The sequence below is a fragment of the Herbaspirillum sp. Her2 genome (assembly GCF_057961375.1).
This window is the reverse complement of record NZ_CM176331.1, coordinates 2277897-2294176: the sequence shown is the minus strand read 5'-3', so window position 1 is coordinate 2294176 and position 16280 is coordinate 2277897. Positions and strand designations below refer to the sequence as shown.

The window sequence follows — 16280 nt, the reverse complement described above, 5'->3', positions numbered from 1 at the left end:
TATCTTGTCGGCTGGGAGACAGGATGCGGTTTAAATTATTTAGCAATTGCTGCGTGCCGCCCGGCCCGGAGCCTTTGCGAAAGGAAATGCATGTTTGCTGCGGTAGATCTCGGTTCCAACAGTTTTCGCTTGCATATCGGCAAGTACGAGGACGACAGCATACGCGTCATCAAGAGCGCGCGTGACCCCATCCGCCTGGCGGCGGGCATCGACAAGAGCGGCAACCTCACGCCGCAGGCCTGTCAGAGCGCCATCGATTCGCTGACCCGTTTTCGCTCCGTCCTGCGCGACTATCCGCTGACCGCCGTGCGGGTGGTGGCCACCAATACCTTGCGCGTGGCCAAGAATGCCGCCGAGTTGTTGCCGGAACTGGAGCGCGCCATCGGTTATCCGGTCGAGATCATTTCCGGCGAGGAAGAAGGGCGCCTGATCTACATGGGTGTGGCCGGCGTGCTCGCCGATGCGGGCGAAGAACGCATGGTCATCGACATCGGCGGGGGTTCCACCGAAGTCATCCGTGGCTTGGGCGAACATATCCGCCACGTTGAATCCTTCGGCATCGGTACCGTCAACCAGAGCCTGGCCTTCTTCCCCGATGGGGCGATCACGGCAGCGGCCTTCGAGCGCGCCATCATCTCTGCGCGTTCGCATGTGGAAGATGCGGTGCACCTGTTCAGCTTCGATGCGGCCGCCGTCAATGTCTATGGATCGTCCGGCACCATGCGGGCCATCGCCGATACCATCCGCCGCAACAACATGGGCGATGGCCGCGTCACGCTGCCCAGCCTGGCCGACCTGATGCAGCGCCTGATCGATTTCGGCCACGTCAGCCAGATTTCGCTGGACGGCATGAAGCCGGACCGCGCTGGCGTCATCATGGGTGGGCTCGCCGTGCTGATCGGTTTCATGCAGGAGTTCGGCATCGAGGTCATCACGCCGGTGGAAGCCGGCCTGCGCATGGGTGTGATGTGGGACCTGCAGTTGCGCGCCACCAAGGCCGATCGCCGCGACCGTTCGGTGGAAGAATTTGCTCGCCGCTTCCACGTCGATGCGGCACGCGCCCATGGCGTGGCCGATACGGCGCTGGGCTTTTTCGAGAGTTTGAAACCGGCCACTGATTCGTATGTGCGCTATCTCTACTGGAGCGCGTTGCTGCACGAGACCGGCCTGGTGGTCTCGCCGACCGGGTATCACAAGCATTCGGCCTACATGATCGCCAATGCCGACATGCCCGGTTTCACCACGCGCGAGCAGCGCCTGATGAGCACGCTCATCCTCGGGCAAAAGGGCAACCTCAAGAAGATCAGCGAGATGCTGGCCGATGTCGATTTCGCCAAGGCAGTGTTGGCCTTGCGGCTGGCGGTGATGTTCCGCCATGCGCACATCACGCTGGACCTGGAGAAGGTGCGGGTGAAGCTCAAGAGCCGCATCGACCTGGAGATTCGCCGCGATTACATCAAGGAGCATCCGAGCATTTCCTTCTGGTTCCAGAAGGAGCAGGAATGGTGGGCCGGCATCGGTGTGGACTTTGCGGTCAAGGTCATCTGATTTCTTCTCTTCGTCTCTGAAACGCCCTTGCCGAGCGGCTGCCGGCAAGGGCGTTTTTCATGGCGGCCTGCGCGATGTGCATACGCGCAGATGATAATGCTTCTTGTTTGTGCTATAGTCGCCAGCGGTCTATGAACCGCACTGCCATGGCGTTAGCGCCATGCGCCCACAACGAGGCGATCCCGAGATCGCCCACTGCGACAGCCAAGTCCGATATCCCTGGACCGCCTTCCGCGCCAAAAGAAAACGCCGTTTCCACGACGGCGGTCGTTCACTCTTTTTGAAAAGGATGGTCCATGTTCCACCGTCAACTCGCCGTCGGCGCCGTGCTGGCTGCCATTGCCGCTTCCAGCTTCGCGCAGGAGAAGGTCATCAATCTCTATTCGGCGCGCCACTACCAGACTGACGAAGCGCTCTACGCCGATTTCACCAAGGCCACCGGCATCAAGATCAACCGGGTCGACGGTGACGATGCAGGCATTCTCGCGCGCTTGAAGAGTGAAGGCGCTTCCAGCCCGGCCGACGTGATCCTGCTGGTGGATGCGGCCCGCCTGTGGAAGGCGCAGAGCGAGGGTCTGTTCCAGCCGGTCAAGTCCAAGCTGCTCGATGAGCGCATCCCTGCCAACCTGCACAGCAAGGAAGGCAGCGACGGTACGCAGTGGTTCGGTTTCTCCACCCGTGCCCGCGTGATCGTCTACAACAAGGCCAGCGTGAAGCCGGAAGACGTGGATACCTATGAAGCCCTGGGCGACCCGAAGAACAAGGGCAAGCTGTGTACCCGCAGCGGTTCGCACCCTTACAACGTGTCGCTGTTCGGCGCATTGCTGGAACATGACGGCGCGGCCAAGACCGAAGCCATTCTGAAGGGCATGGTCGCCAACCAGGCGCGCCAGCCGGTCGGTGGCGATACCGACCAGATCAAGGCGGTCGGTTCGGGTGAGTGCGGCGTGGCCATTTCCAATTCCTATTACGTGGCGCGCCTGCTGCGTTCCACCAAGCCGGAAGATGTGGCGCTGATGGAAAAGGTTGGCATTGTCTGGCCCAACCAGAAGAGCTACGGTGCGCACGTCAATATCGCCGGGGGCGGTGTGGCCAAGAACGCGCCCCACAAGGCTGAAGCCGTGCAGTTCCTGGAATACCTGGCCAGCGATTCGGCGCAGCGTTATTTTGCTGAAGGCAACAATGAGTGGCCGGCCGTCAAGAGCGTAAAGACCGAAAACCCGGCACTGGTGAAGATGGGCCCGTTCAAGGCCGAAGTCATCAATGTGGGTGCGGTCGGTGCCAACCAGCAGAAGGTGTTGCAGATGCTGGATCGCGTGGGCTATAAATAATTAAAAGGATTTAAACGATTTAAATCGTTTATATTTTTTGATGAGGCCGGTCCGTGCGATGTGCGGGCCGGTTTTTTTATGTCTGCGAGAGGAGGGCGAATCAGCGCGGCGCATCCCGGAAAGGATTGTGCTCATTCAGCTCCGAGATATAGCCATCGATGCCATTGCTTTCACGCGACAGGAAATGTTCCACCGCATCGTAGAACCCCGGATGCGCCAGCCAGTGCGCCGACCAGGTCTTCTGCGGCAGGAAGCCGCGCGCCATCTTGTGCTCGCCCTGGGCGCCGCCTTCGAACCAGGTGATCTTCTCGGCGATGCAGAATTCCAGCGGCTGGTAATACGCCGTCTCGAAATGCAGGCAGGGGACGTGTTCCAGCGCGCCCCAGTAGCGGCCGTAGAGCGTGTCGGCGTCATACACCGTCAGCGAGGAAGCGATCGGCTCATCCCCCCGCAGGGCCACTGTCAGCAGCAGGTGCTGCGGCATGGTTTCACCGATACGGCGGAAGAAATCCAGGTTCAGGTAAGGCGTGGAATAGTGCGCCGCATAGGTGTGTCGATAGCAGCGGTTGAAGAAGCGCCAATGCGCCTCCGTGATCTCGGCCCCGCGCAGCCAGACGAAGCGCACCCCTTGCTCGGCCACCTTGCGCCGTTCGGCCAGGATGTTCTTGCGCTTCTTGCGGTCCAGCGTATCGACGAATTCCGAAAAATTGCCATACCCTTCATTGTGCCAATGGAACTGCACCCCGCTGCGCAGCAGGTATCCCGCATCAGCCAGCTGCTGCGCCTGTTCCGGCGGGGGATAGAGGATATGCGTGGAGGAAACTTCATTTCGCTCCTGCAGCGCCCGTAGCGCGGCCACCAGTGCGCCGCGTGCGGTGTCGTCGATGGCCATCAGGCGCGCACCGCGTACCGGCGTGAAGGGGATGGCCGAGAGCAGCTTGGGGTAGTACTCCACGCCATGCCGCTGGTAAGCCTCGGCCCAGGCCCAGTCGAAGACGTATTCGCCATACGAGTGAAACTTGCGGTACAGGGGCAGGGCGGCCACCAGTTGCTCTTGTTGGCCCTCACCCTGCCACAGCGTCAGGTAATGCGGCTCCCAGCCGGACTCGGGACTGGCGCTGCCGCTCTCATGCAGCGCATGCAGGAAGGCGTACGAAAGGAAGGGATTGCCCTCGGCCTGGGCGGCCACCAGCGCATCCCAGCGGGCCGGGCCGATCTCGGCCAGAGAAGAAACGATTCGCGTGCGATAATCCATGGACTGCGAGTGACCTGCGAAAGTTGGCGCGGCCCTCGGCCCCGCTGGAACAGGCATTCTACGCAAAATGAACAGAACGCGTCGCCGCCATGGCGAAGAGCACGGAGTCCAACACACGCTATGCCTAGCCCCTTCTTCAATCTCTACAACCACGGTTTCGCCCGCGTCGCCGTGGCAGTGCCGGACTGCAAGGTGGCCGATCCCGGCTTCAACGCCGAGCGCACCATCGCCCTGGCCGAACAGGCCGCCGCCCGTGGCGCGGCCCTGGTTTCCTTCCCCGAACTGGGCCTGTCAGCCTACAGCTGCGAAGACCTGTTCCAGCAACGCGCCTTGCTGGAGGCTTCCCTGCAGGCCCTGCAATCGGTAGTGCAAGCTTCCCTGCGCATCGCCCCGGCCCTCATCGTCGGCCTGCCGCTGAAGGTCGATCACCAGCTCTACAACTGCGCGGTGGTCGTGCATGCCGGCCGCATCCTGGGCGTGGTGCCCAAGAGTTACCTGCCCAACTACAGCGAATTCTACGAAGCGCGCCAGTTCAGCAGCGCCGATTGCGCCGTCACCCGCCGCACCCGGCTGCTGGGCCAGGACGTGGACTTCGGCAGCCATCTGCTGTTCGAGATCGGCAATATCCCGGACTTCCGTTTCCATATCGAGATCTGCGAAGACGTATGGGTGCCGATCCCGCCGTCCTCCTTCGCCGCGTTGGCCGGTGCCACCGTGCTGGTGAACCTGTCGGCTTCCAACATCGTGGTCGGCAAGTCGGGTTACCGCCATCAGCTGGTGTCGCAACAATCGGCGCGCTGCCTGGCAGCCTATCTTTATTCGTCGGCGGGCAATGGTGAATCCACCACCGACCTGGCCTGGGATGGCCAGGCCCTGATCTGCGAGAACGGTGAACTGCTGGCCGAGTCCGAGCGCTTCGCCGAAGGCGGCCACGTGATCTATGCCGACATCGACCTGGAACGCCTCTCGCGTGAACGCTTCCACCAGACCACCTTCGGCCAGTCGGTGCGCCGCCATGCGGAAGAAGTGCGCCGCTTTGAAGTGGTGCGCTTCGACGTGCAGGTGCCGCTGGACCAGGATTTGCCGCTGCAGCGCCGGGTCGCGCGCTTCCCCTATGTGCCGGCCCATGCCGAACAGCGCGAACTGCGTTGCCGCGAGGTCTACAACATCCAGGTGCAGGCCCTGGTGCAGCGCCTGTCTTCCTCGAATATCAAGAAGGTCGTCATCGGTGTTTCCGGCGGTCTCGATTCGACCCATGCGCTGCTGGTCTGCGCCAAGGCCATGGACAAGCTGGGCCTGCCGCGTTCCAACATCCTGGCCTATACCATGCCCGGCTTTGCCACCAGCAGCCGCACGCTGGTGCAGGCGCATCAGCTGATGGCGCAGGTGGGCTGTTCGGCGCAGGAGATCGATATCCGTCCCAGCTGCGAACAGATGCTGAAGGACCTGGATCACCCGTATTCACGCGGCGAGCCGGTCTATGACATCACCTTCGAGAACGTGCAGGCCGGCGAGCGCACCAATCACCTGTTCCGCCTGGCCAATCATCACGGTGCCATCGTCATCGGGACCGGCGACCTGTCCGAACTGGCGCTGGGCTGGTGCACCTACGGCGTGGGCGACCACATGTCGCATTACAACGTCAACGCCAGCGTACCCAAGACCCTCATCACCCACCTGGTGCGCTGGGTGGCGGAATCCGGTTCGCTGGAACTGAAGCAGCCGGAAGTGCTGATCCACATCCTCGAAACCGAAATCAGTCCGGAACTGGTGCCGGGCGCCTCCGACGGCGAACCGGGCCAGCGTACGCAGGATTTCATCGGCCCTTACGAGCTGCAGGATTTCAATCTCTACTACATCCTGCGCTACGGCTTCACGCCGGCGAAGGTGGCCTTCCTGGCGCACAGCGCCTGGCAGGACCGCAGCATCGGCCATTGGCCCGATGGCCTGCACGGTGCGCGTAACCAGTACAGCTTGCCGCAGATCAAGAAAAACCTGGGCATCTTCGTCTATCGGTTCTTCAAGACCAGCCAGTTCAAGCGCTCCTGCGTGCCCAATGCCCCCAAAGTCGGCTCGGGCGGCTCGCTCTCACCGCGTGGCGACTGGCGCGCGCCCAGCGATGGCGAGGCCACGGTCTGGCTGCAGGATCTGGAGCGCATTCCCGATCTGGAGGCCTGAAAATCGGCTTTTTATGGCCCGGCGGGTTCAAGAAGGTTGAAAGCCGGGCACGCCTGATTGACAATGTGCAAGTGGGCGGGGCGCCACGGTCTTGCCAGTAAAATAAGAACAAAGGTTGTATCCGCTATTCAATAGATCGTTGAGATCGTTTCTTTACGACATACCAAGAGAGGAATTGCCATGAAACAAGTGACCGCCATCATCAAACCGTTCAAGCTGGACGAGGTGCGTGAATCCCTCGCCGAAGTCGGCGTCACGGGCCTGACGGTCACCGAAGTGAAGGGCTTCGGACGCCAGAAGGGCCACACCGAACTCTATCGCGGTGCCGAATACGTGGTCGATTTCCTGCCCAAGGTGAAGATCGAGGTCGTGGTGGACGACAAGGTGGTCGAGCAGGCCGTGGACGCCATCATCAAGGCCGCCCGCACCGGCAAGATCGGCGACGGCAAGATCTTCGTGCAGGAAGTGGAGCAGGTGATCCGTATCCGTACCGGCGAAACCGGCCCGGATGCCGTCTGATCCAAAGATCTCCGCGCATTGCGAAAGACCGGCCACTGGCCGGTTTTTTTTACGTCCTCAGAAAAGCGCCCAGGGTGTGGCAGGCTGTTGCTGCACGCTGTCCCAGGCTGCGCCAGATTGACACAGCGTGACAATGGCGCTGGCGCAAGATCCCCTTGCAGAGCGGGTTTGCAGGCTGGCATGCGATTTGCCATCTTGAAGGGTGAACGTCCGCTGCGGCCATGATCGCGGCGGGATTTCAACCATAACCCGAACGGAGACGACATGAACCTGGCAGACATCAGCAAACTCGGCGTACGCGATCCCTTCAAGCAACGTTACGACAACTTCATCGGTGGCAAATTCGTGCCGCCGGTCAAGGGCGAATACTTCGAGAACATCAGCCCGGTGATCGGCCGCGCCTTCTGTGAAGTGGCGCGCTCCAGCGCCGAAGACGTGGAACTGGCGCTGGACGCCGCCCACGCCGCCAAGAAGAGCTGGGGCAAGACTTCCCCCGCCGAGCGCGCCAACATGCTGCTCAAGATCGCCGACCGCATGGAAGCCAACCTCGAATTGCTGGCCACCGCCGAAACCCTGGACAACGGCAAGCCCATCCGCGAAACCATGGCCGCCGACATCCCGCTGGCCATCGACCACTTCCGCTATTTCGCCGCCGCCGTGCGCACCCAGGAAGGCAGCATCTGCACCATCGACAGCGATACTTACGCCTATCACTTCCATGAGCCGCTGGGCGTGGTCGGCCAGATCATCCCGTGGAACTTCCCCATCCTGATGGCGGTATGGAAGCTGGCCCCGGCACTGGCCGCCGGCAACTGCGTGGTGTTGAAACCAGCCGAGCAGACGCCGGCTTCCATCATGGTCCTGATCGAATTGATCGCCGACCTGATCCCGCCGGGCGTGGTCAACATTGTGCAGGGCTTCGGCGTGGAAGCCGGCAAGCCGCTGGCCTCCAACAAGCGCATCGCCAAGATCGCCTTCACCGGCGAGACCACCACCGGCCGCCTGATCATGCAGTACGCCTCGCAGAACCTGATCCCGGTGACCCTGGAGCTGGGTGGCAAGTCGCCCAACATCTTCTTCGCCGATGTGCTGGACAAGGATGACGAATTCTTCGACAAGGCCCTGGAAGGCTTCGCCATGTTTGCGCTGAACCAGGGCGAGGTCTGCACCTGCCCCTCGCGCGTGCTGGTGCAGGAATCGATCTATGACCGTTTCATCGAACGTGCCTTGAAGCGCGTGGCCGCCATCAAGCAGGGCAACCCGCTGGACAAGAGCACCATGATCGGCGCGCAGGCCTCGCAGGAGCAGCTGGAAAAGATCCTCTCCTATATCGACATCGGCAAGCAGGAAGGCGCCAAGGTGCTGGCCGGCGGCGGACGTGAAGAACTGGGCGGTGATCTGGCCTCGGGCTACTACGTCAAGCCGACCGTCTTCCAGGGCAACAACAAGATGCGCATCTTCCAGGAAGAAATCTTCGGCCCCGTGGTGTCGGTGACCACCTTCAAGGATGAGGAAGAAGCCCTGTCTATCGCCAACGACACCCTGTACGGCCTGGGTGCTGGCCTGTGGACCCGCGATGGCACGCGCGCCTTCCGCATGGGCCGCGAGATCCAGGCTGGCCGCGTGTGGACCAACTGCTATCACCTGTATCCGGCGCATGCAGCCTTCGGTGGCTACAAGCAGTCCGGCATCGGCCGCGAGAACCACAAGATGATGCTGGACCACTACCAGCAGACCAAGAACCTGCTGGTCAGCTACAGCCCCAAGGCGCTGGGCTTCTTCTGATCGCGTGATTTCGTTTGACTCCTTGCAGCAAGGCAGCTTCGGCACCGGTCCGCAACTCCCGCGGCCGGTGCCGCTTTTATTGGCAGATCCAGACTCAACAGGAGAGCGACGAATGAATGCATTGCCCAGGGTGACGGCCACCGAGGCCACGGTGGAGTTGCTGCGCCAGTTGAGGGCGCGGCATGGCGAGCTGATCTTTTTTCAATCCGGGGGCTGCTGCGATGGCAGTGCGCCGATGTGCTATCCGGCCGGCGACTTTACGCTGGGCGATACCGACGTTCATCTCGGGGAGATCGATGGCGTGCCGTTCTACATCGGCGCCGATCAGTTCGAATATTGGAAACACACGCAACTGATCATCGACGTGGTCAGCGGCAACGGCGGCATGTTCTCGCTGGAGAACGGCAGCGGCAAGCGCTTCCTGACGCGCTCGCGGCTGTTTTCCGATGAGGAATATGACGCGCTTGCCCCGCTCAGTGCCCGCGTGACTTGAAGCGGCGATAGAGCGTATTGCGCGACACCCCCAGCGCCTTGGCGGCAGCGCTGACGTTGCCGTCATGGGTGCGCAGGGCGCGCTCGATGGCGGCCCATTCGCTGTCGTGCATGGACAGCGGCTTTTCGTCCGTTTCTTCATGCGCTGCCGGGGCAGGCATGCCGCAAGCCGCCTGCAGCGGCGCTGCCTCGTCCAGAAAGTCATCTGGCAGGTGTTCCACCCCTATCCAGGCCTCTCCATCGGCCATGGCCAGGGCGGTGCGGATCAGGTTGGACAGTTGCCGCAGGTTGCCCGGCCAGCGGCTGGATTGCAGCAATGCCAGGGCCTGGGCATCGAAGCGCGGCGCGTGGCGGCCGCCTTCCTGTTCCAGGATGCGGTCGATCAGGGCGCCCAGGTCGCTGCGCTCGCGCAAGGCGGGCAGTTTTACCTGCAAGCCATTGATGCGGTAGTACAGGTCTTCACGGAAGGCATGGCGCGCCGCCATCTCGCGCAAGGGCTGGTTGGTGGCGCATACCAGAGCGAAGTCCACCGGAATCACGCGCTGGCTGCCCAGCGGCGTCACAGCGCGTTCCTGCAGCACGCGCAGCAGGCGGCCCTGCAGGGCCAGCGGCATGTCGCCGATTTCATCGAGGAAGAGAGTGCCGCCCTGGGCTTGCGCGATCTTGCCCGGTGCGCCTTTGCGGCGGGCGCCGGTGAAGGCGCCGTCTTCATAACCGAAGAGTTCGGCCTCGATCAGGTTCTCGGGAATGGCCGAGCAATTCACGGCCACGAAGGGCGCGGCGCCGCCCCGGGTTTGCGTGGTGTGGAAGCGCGCGCTTTCGCGGTGGATGGCCTGGGCCAGCCACTCCTTGCCGGTGCCGGTTTCGCCGGTGATGAGGACCGGGATGTCGCGGTCGATCACCTTGCGCAACTTGGCGATGATGGCGCTCATGCGGGCGTCCCCGGTATCGAGGGCTTGCAGTCCGCCGCGCGGCTGGCCCGGATGGGGGCGCACAGGTGGGGCCGGGCGAGCAGATGGGCTGGCGGGAAGTATTTCCGGTGCCTCGATCACGGCTTCCCGCGCATTCTGGAAATGCTGGTCGCGCAGCCGCAGTTCGGCGCGGCCATGGATGCGGATGCCGTTGTGCAGGCACAGCTCCAGCAAGCCCGAGGCGGCCTTGCGATGGTGTTCGAACAGCAGCGACAGCGGCACCCCGAAGAGCGACGCAAAGGTATGCGACTGCAGCGCCGACAGTGTCAGGCCCAGTTGGAACTGCGCACTGCGGTTGGCCGCCAGGAAACGCCCGCCGGGCGTGAAGCTGACGATGCCTTCGACCAGCGTACCCACGAATTCGGCGCGGCTGTGGAAGTGCAGGGTGATGCAATCAGGGAAGCTGCCGGCCAGCAGGTGGTTTTCGATCATCTGCGCCGACATGCGCACCAGCGCCATGGTGTGCTTGTGGAAGCTGCCGCATTCGCCCGAGACGTCCAGCACCCCCAGTACCTGGCCGCGATGGTCGAAGATGGGCGCGGCCGAACAGGTCAGGAAGCGGTTGGCATCCAGGTAGTGCTGCTGGGCGTGCACGGTGGTGGGCTTCTGCTCGTAAAGGGCCGTGCCGATGGCATTGGTACCGCGCAATTGTTCGGACCAGCGTCCACCGGGGCCAAGGGCCACACGGTCGGCCTTGGCCAGGAAATCGCTGTCGCCCAGCGTATGCAGAATGGTGCCTTCGGCGTCCGAAAGGATGACCATGCTGTGGGTATTGCGGATCTGGTCGTAGAGGGTTTCCATGACCGGGCGGGCATGGCCGGAGAGGGCCTGGTTGGCTTCCAGCGTCTGGGCCAGGTCGGCGCGCGAGAGTGAATCCAGGTCGGGCCGCTGGCCGCGCGTGATGCCGTAGGACGAGCTGCGCTGGTGCGAGCGTTCGATGGCCCGCAGGTCCGGCACGCCATCGGCGCTGGCCTGCACCAGGGGCGAAGCGCCCAGCAATGCACCGGCACCGGGCCGGTTTGCCTGGTATTGCATCCTTGTCTCCTTGGGACCTCTGGCGGTCCTTGTTCCCCCTATATGGTCGCTTTCTTCGCTGATGGGAAGCTGAGGGTGAACAAGCATAACCGATTAATGCGGCAGGAGGACAAATTGAAACAGCATTTGCAGCGCGTCCGAAGTGAAGGCAAAATACTGTATATAAATACAGTATTGATGAGCTTTCCGTGGCTTCCTTCCCCAAATTTCCGCAGGGCATTGCCCGGCCTTTTCCAGAGCAGGCGACCCGGTCGACCGCATCGGGCGAGGACGATGCGACCCTGACGCCAGAAACCTTCATCCATCGCGATCAGACCGCCCAGAAGGGCCGGGGTGCGGTCACCAACCTGCGCGGCCGCTATGAATCGGTGGCGCGGGAAGAATTCGACGATGGCTGGCAGTCCGTCCGTTTTGCCGAGTCCCGGCCGCAGGCGGCTGAGAGCCCGGAGGAGGATGAGCCGCCCCGCCTGAAGACCATCGTCACCGAGGAAGACGCCCGCTCCATCATCACCCGCAACAGCTCGCCGGATTTGCCGTTTTCGCTTTCGCTCAATCCCTACCGGGGCTGTGAGCACGGCTGCATTTACTGCTTCGCGCGGCCTTCTCACAGCTATTTGGGCCTGTCCCCGGGGCTGGATTTCGAAAGCCGGCTGGTGGCCAAGCGCAATGCCCCCGAGGTGCTGCTGCGCGAACTCGCCAAGCCGTCCTATGAACCCGACACCATCACGGTGGGCATCAATACCGACGCCTACCAGCCCATCGAGCGCGAACGCCAGCTGACCCGGCGCATCCTGCAGATCCTGCACGATTGCGAGAATCCGGTGGCGCTCATCACCAAGTCCTCGCTGGTCGAGCGCGATATCGACTTGCTGGCTCCGATGGCGGCCAAGGGGCAGGCCATCGTTGCGGTGACGATCACCACGCTGGATGCGGCCATCGCGCGCACGCTGGAACCACGCGCGGCCAGCCCGGCGCGGCGATTGCGGGTGATCCGCACGCTGGCCGAGGCGGGCATTCCGGTGAGCGTGTCGATTGCGCCGGTGATTCCCTTCGTCACCGAACCGGACCTGGAACGCGTCATGGAAGCGGCCGTGGAGGCCGGGGCGCGCCAGGCGGGCTACATCGTGCTGCGGCTGCCCTGGGAAGTCAGCCCGCTGTTTCGCCAATGGCTGCAGGCGCATTTCCCCGACCGTGCGGCACGGGTGATGAACCGCATCCAGGACATGCGTGGCGGCAAGGATTACGACGCCGATTTCGCCACCCGCATGCGCGGCACCGGGGTCTGGGCCGATTTGCTGCATCAGCGCTTCGAGAAAGCCAGCCGGCGCCTGGGCATCGATCATCGCAATCGGGCTTTTGCCACCCTGGATGCCAGCCGCTTCAAGCGGCCAATGGTGGTGCCGGCGGGGCAGGGGCGCCCGGCGGGCGATGCCCAGCTGGATTTGTTCTGAGGCAGACGGCCGGTGGCTGGTAAGATCCGCGTTTTAGTCCGTTTCTTCACTTCTCTGCATGCACACTCTGGAACAACTGCGCAGCGGCGCGCTGGAAGGCATTACCCGCCTGTCTCTCTCGTGCGGCCTGCGCGAATTCCCGCCAGAAATCTTCACCCTGGCTGAAACCCTTGAGATTCTGGACCTCAGCGGCAACGAACTGACCGCCTTGCCCGAGGACCTGCCGCGTTTGCACCGGCTGCGCATCGTCTTCTGTTCCGACAATCCCTTCACCGAATTGCCCGCCGTACTGGGACTCTGCCCGTCGCTGGAGATGATCGGTTTCAAGGCCAACCGGATCGAGCACGTTCCTGCCGAATCGCTGCCACCCACGCTGCGCTGGCTGGTGCTGACCGACAACTGCATCGAACAGCTGCCATCAAGCATCGGGCAATGCCCCCGCCTGCAGAAGCTGATGCTGGCGGGCAACCGCCTGCGCACGCTGCCGCCGGAACTGGCGGCCTGCCGCAACCTGGAACTGCTGCGCCTGTCGGCCAATGCGCTGGAGGCGTTTCCGCATTGGCTGCTGACGCTGCCGCGCCTGAGCTGGCTGGCCATGGCGGGCAATCCCTGGTGTGAAGCAGTGGAGGAAACGGCGGACCGCAATGCGCAAGTCGCGGCCATCGATTGGGATGATCTGGTCTTGGGCGAGAAGCTGGGGGAAGGCGCCTCAGGAGTGATCCACGCTGCCAGCTGGACCGTGGAAGACAGGTCGCAGCCAGTGGCGGTAAAACTCTTCAAGGGCGCGGTCACCAGCGATGGCCTGCCCGAGCGCGAGATGGCGGCTTGCATCATGGCCGGTAGCCATCGCGGTCTCATTCCCGTGCAGGGGCGCTTGCAAGGTCATCCGCAAGCGGTGCAAGGACTGGTGATGCCGCTGATCGATCCCGATTTCAAGGTGCTGGCCGGTCCGCCCAGCCTGCAATCCTGTACGCGCGATGTGTATGCGCAAGGCTTCATGCTCGCCTGGCGTCAAGTGATCGCCATCGCACGCGATATCGCCTCGGCAGCCGCCCACCTGCATGCACAGGGCATCGTGCATGGCGACCTCTACGGTCACAACATCCTGCATCGGGATGGCGAAGCCCTGCTTGGCGATTTCGGCGCGGCCTGGTTCTACGATGTCCAACAGCCGCATGCCTGGGGCGTGCAGGCCATGGAAGTGCGGGCCTATGGCTGTCTGCTGGAAGAGTTGCTGGCGCATGCCCAGCCGGAAGATGAATCCGGCAAGAAGCAGCGTGCGGCCCTGGCCGGGGTGCGCCAGGCTTGCCTGAGCGCCGATGCTGCCGCCCGGCCGCATTTCGAGGCCATCGTGGCCATGCTGAACAATCTGACTGCGGACTGAAGCGGCGTTCAGACCCGTTCGCTCGAACGCAGCAGCACCACCAGCGCGCCCGCACCGCCATCGGCTGCGCGCGCCTGGCAGAAGGCCATCACTTCATCCTTCTGCGCCAGCCAGTTGCGGACCTTGTGCTTGAGCACGGGCTCCTTGTTCACCGAACCGAGTCCCTTGCCGTGGATCACCCGCACGCAGCGCAGGCCGCGGCGGCGTGACTGGCGCAAGAATTCACCCAAGGCCTCACGCGCCTGGTCGCGGCGATAGCCGTGCAGGTCCAACTGGGCCTGGATCACCCAGTTGCCGCGCCGCAGCTTGCTCAAGACATCCATGCCCACGCCGGGGCGGGCGAAACTGAGGTTTTCGTCGCTGTCCATGAGCGTGTCGACGGTGAACTCGTCGGACAGCGACTCCAGCAGCGCGGCCTGTTCATCGGCCAGGTGCTGGCGGGGAATGGGGAGGGGAGGTTCCGGCAGGTAATGGGCCTTGTCGACCACTTCGGGCCGCAAGGGCGCCACCTGGCCGATGCTGTTGCGGAAGATGTTGGCTTCCTCGCGGGCTGCCGCTTCCTGACGCTGGCGCTCGGCCAAGGCCAGTGCGCGCGCTTTTTCCTGTTCCTGCAGATCGCGGCGCAATCCCTGGAGCGCTGAGAAATCCTTCATTGTCGCCATGACAGCCACCCAACCCTGTAGCGGTTTGTTCCCTAAGTGACTACTTTAGCAGAAGCAGGCGAGCTCTTCAGCCGCAGGCCACCTTGATGATCACCAGGCCCGGATCGACGTGCAGATTGAGGCGGCGCGGGTTGAAGTCCATGGTGGCGGCGTCGTCCGGCTTGAGCACGCGGATGTCGGTGGCACCGGATTCGGCCAGTGCCTGGCGCTCCACGTAGCCGCTGTAGTTTTCGCCGATCAGGTGATCGGCACGCGAGGCATCGCATTGGCCGGCCGTGGCGTCGGCCACCGGGGTTTCGCGGGAAGCACTGCAGGCGACCAGCACGGCACCCAGGCTCATGGTGGCCAGCAACGCCTTGAGCACCGGCGAGCGGCGACCGTCGCGGGAAGGGGATGAGTAATAGGGCACGATGCTTTCCTCGGTCTTGATGATTCTGATATGGGATTGCTCGAGTGAAACAAAAAAGCCGGGACGACAACTCGTCACCGGCTTTTGGAGTGCCCGTTGCGTTGCGAGTTCTCGCAGCGCAGCATTTTACATCTCTTTACCTGCTTATTCGAGGCCTTCCAGATAGCGCTGTGCATCCAGTGCTGCCATGCAACCCGTACCGGCGCTGGTGATGGCCTGGCGGTAGATGTGATCCTGCACGTCGCCGGCGGCGAAGACGCCGTCGATGCTGGTGGCGGTGGCAAAGCCTTCGGTGCCGGTGCGGGTCTTGAGGTAGCCGTTCTGCATCTCCAGCTGGCCGTCGAAGATGCTGGTGTTGGGCTTGTGGCCGATGGCGATGAACAGGCCGTGCACCGGGATCTCGGTGATGGCGCCGTCCTGGGTCGACTTGATCTTGATGCCGGTCACGCCGCTGTCGTCGCCGACCACTTCATCCAGGGTGGAATGCCACTGGATGGCGATCTTGCCTTCGGTGACCTTGTGCAGCAGGCGGTCGATCAGGATGGGCTCGGCGCGGAACTTGTCGCGGCGGTGCACGATGGTGACCTTGCTGGCGATGTTGGAGAGGTACAGCGCTTCTTCTACGGCGGTGTTGCCGCCGCCGACCACGGCCACTTCCTTGCCGCGATAGAAGAAACCGTCACAGGTGGCGCAAGCCGACACGCCACGGCCCATGAAGGCCTGTTCCGAGGGCAAGCCCAGGTATTGGGCCGAGGCGCCGGTGGCGATGATCAGGGCATCGGCCGTGTACTCGCCGCTGTCGCCGATCAGGCGGAACGGGCGCTCGGAGAGCTTGGTGGTGTGGATGTGATCGAAGATGATCTCGGTGTTGAAGCGCTCGGCGTGCTGCAGCAGGCGCTGCATCAGTTCCGGGCCTTGCACGCCCAGCGGGTCGCCGGGCCAGTTCTCGACGTCGGTGGTGGTCATCAGCTGGCCGCCTTGCTCCACGCCGGTGATCAGCACCGGGTTCAGGTTGGCGCGCGCGGCATAGACGGCGGCACTATAGCCGGCGGGGCCGGAGCCGAGAATCAGGACCTTGGCATGTTTGGGCGTGCTCATAAGCTACTCATCAAATGTTGTGGGATCGCTTCTGCAAATGAGGCGACTCCCGGGGATTTCAATTCCCGGCCGGTCAGGCAGTTCAGCCAGACCGGCCGGCACAAGCGGGGCGGTTGCCAGCGCACAAGTTTGCGGTTTGCCGCGCTGCAAAACGGGTAAGAT

General features: G+C 63.1%; 13 protein-coding genes. 8 read left to right on the top strand and 5 right to left on the bottom strand.

What is annotated here, in order from left to right:
* Positions 1–90 precede the first annotated feature (90 nt).
* Entirely contained in the window at positions 91–1548 is a 1458-nt protein-coding gene (locus ACWHXP_RS10460) for a Ppx/GppA phosphatase family protein (RefSeq protein ID WP_489633899.1), read from the top strand.
* Between the two features lie 296 nt (positions 1549–1844).
* A complete protein-coding gene (locus tag ACWHXP_RS10455; RefSeq protein WP_134135179.1) occupies positions 1845–2879 on the top strand; it encodes an extracellular solute-binding protein in 1035 nt (344 codons plus the stop codon).
* A 100-nt stretch (positions 2880–2979) separates the two neighbouring features.
* On the opposite strand, the gene ACWHXP_RS10450 is transcribed toward ACWHXP_RS10455, so the two are convergent.
* On the bottom strand, positions 2980–4134 hold the full coding sequence (locus ACWHXP_RS10450; protein ID WP_489633900.1) for a GNAT family N-acetyltransferase: 1155 nt from the start codon (positions 4132–4134) through the stop codon (positions 2980–2982).
* A gap of 120 nt (positions 4135–4254) precedes the next feature.
* On the opposite strand from ACWHXP_RS10450, the gene ACWHXP_RS10445 reads away from it, so the two are divergent.
* The 4 genes from ACWHXP_RS10445 (at position 4255) to ACWHXP_RS10430 (ending at position 9109) form a co-directional block, all read left to right on the top strand.
* The gene (locus tag ACWHXP_RS10445; protein ID WP_489633901.1) at positions 4255–6312 is read left to right on the top strand and encodes an NAD(+) synthase; all 2058 of its coding nucleotides are present in this window, start codon (positions 4255–4257) and stop codon (positions 6310–6312) included.
* A 180-nt stretch (positions 6313–6492) separates the two neighbouring features.
* On the top strand, positions 6493–6831 hold the full coding sequence (locus tag ACWHXP_RS10440) for a P-II family nitrogen regulator (RefSeq protein WP_006463535.1): 339 nt from the start codon (positions 6493–6495) through the stop codon (positions 6829–6831).
* Between the two features lie 264 nt (positions 6832–7095).
* Positions 7096–8616, top strand: a complete 1521-nt coding sequence (adh, locus tag ACWHXP_RS10435) for an aldehyde dehydrogenase (protein WP_329800718.1) — start codon at positions 7096–7098, stop codon at positions 8614–8616.
* A 112-nt stretch (positions 8617–8728) separates the two neighbouring features.
* Entirely contained in the window at positions 8729–9109 is a 381-nt protein-coding gene (locus ACWHXP_RS10430) for a DUF779 domain-containing protein (protein WP_489625294.1), read from the top strand.
* On the opposite strand, the gene ACWHXP_RS10425 is transcribed toward ACWHXP_RS10430, so the two are convergent.
* Positions 9090–11114 carry a sigma-54-dependent Fis family transcriptional regulator gene (locus tag ACWHXP_RS10425; RefSeq protein WP_489633902.1) on the bottom strand — a complete coding sequence of 675 codons (2025 nt, stop codon included), beginning with the start codon at positions 11112–11114 and terminating at the stop codon, positions 9090–9092. The genes ACWHXP_RS10430 and ACWHXP_RS10425 overlap by 20 nt on opposite strands.
* A gap of 188 nt (positions 11115–11302) precedes the next feature.
* Between ACWHXP_RS10425 and ACWHXP_RS10420 the strand changes: the two genes are divergently transcribed.
* Positions 11303–12565, top strand: a complete 1263-nt coding sequence (locus ACWHXP_RS10420) for a PA0069 family radical SAM protein (protein WP_489625296.1) — start codon at positions 11303–11305, stop codon at positions 12563–12565.
* A gap of 58 nt (positions 12566–12623) precedes the next feature.
* Entirely contained in the window at positions 12624–13949 is a 1326-nt protein-coding gene (locus ACWHXP_RS10415) for a leucine-rich repeat-containing protein kinase family protein (protein ID WP_489633903.1), read from the top strand.
* 8 nt (positions 13950–13957) lie between these two features.
* Here the strand turns inward: ACWHXP_RS10415 and ACWHXP_RS10410 are convergent, their stop codons facing one another.
* From ACWHXP_RS10410 to trxB, 3 genes are all read right to left on the bottom strand, one after another.
* Positions 13958–14611: a Smr/MutS family protein gene (locus ACWHXP_RS10410; protein ID WP_199725016.1), complete on the bottom strand. Its 654-nt coding sequence runs from the start codon at positions 14609–14611 to the stop codon at positions 13958–13960.
* Between the two features lie 67 nt (positions 14612–14678).
* Entirely contained in the window at positions 14679–15020 is a 342-nt protein-coding gene (locus ACWHXP_RS10405) for an I78 family peptidase inhibitor (protein WP_489625298.1), read from the bottom strand.
* A gap of 144 nt (positions 15021–15164) precedes the next feature.
* The gene (gene trxB / locus ACWHXP_RS10400; RefSeq protein WP_034331799.1) at positions 15165–16118 is read right to left on the bottom strand and encodes a thioredoxin-disulfide reductase; all 954 of its coding nucleotides are present in this window, start codon (positions 16116–16118) and stop codon (positions 15165–15167) included.
* Between the last annotated feature and the right edge of the window lie 162 nt (positions 16119–16280).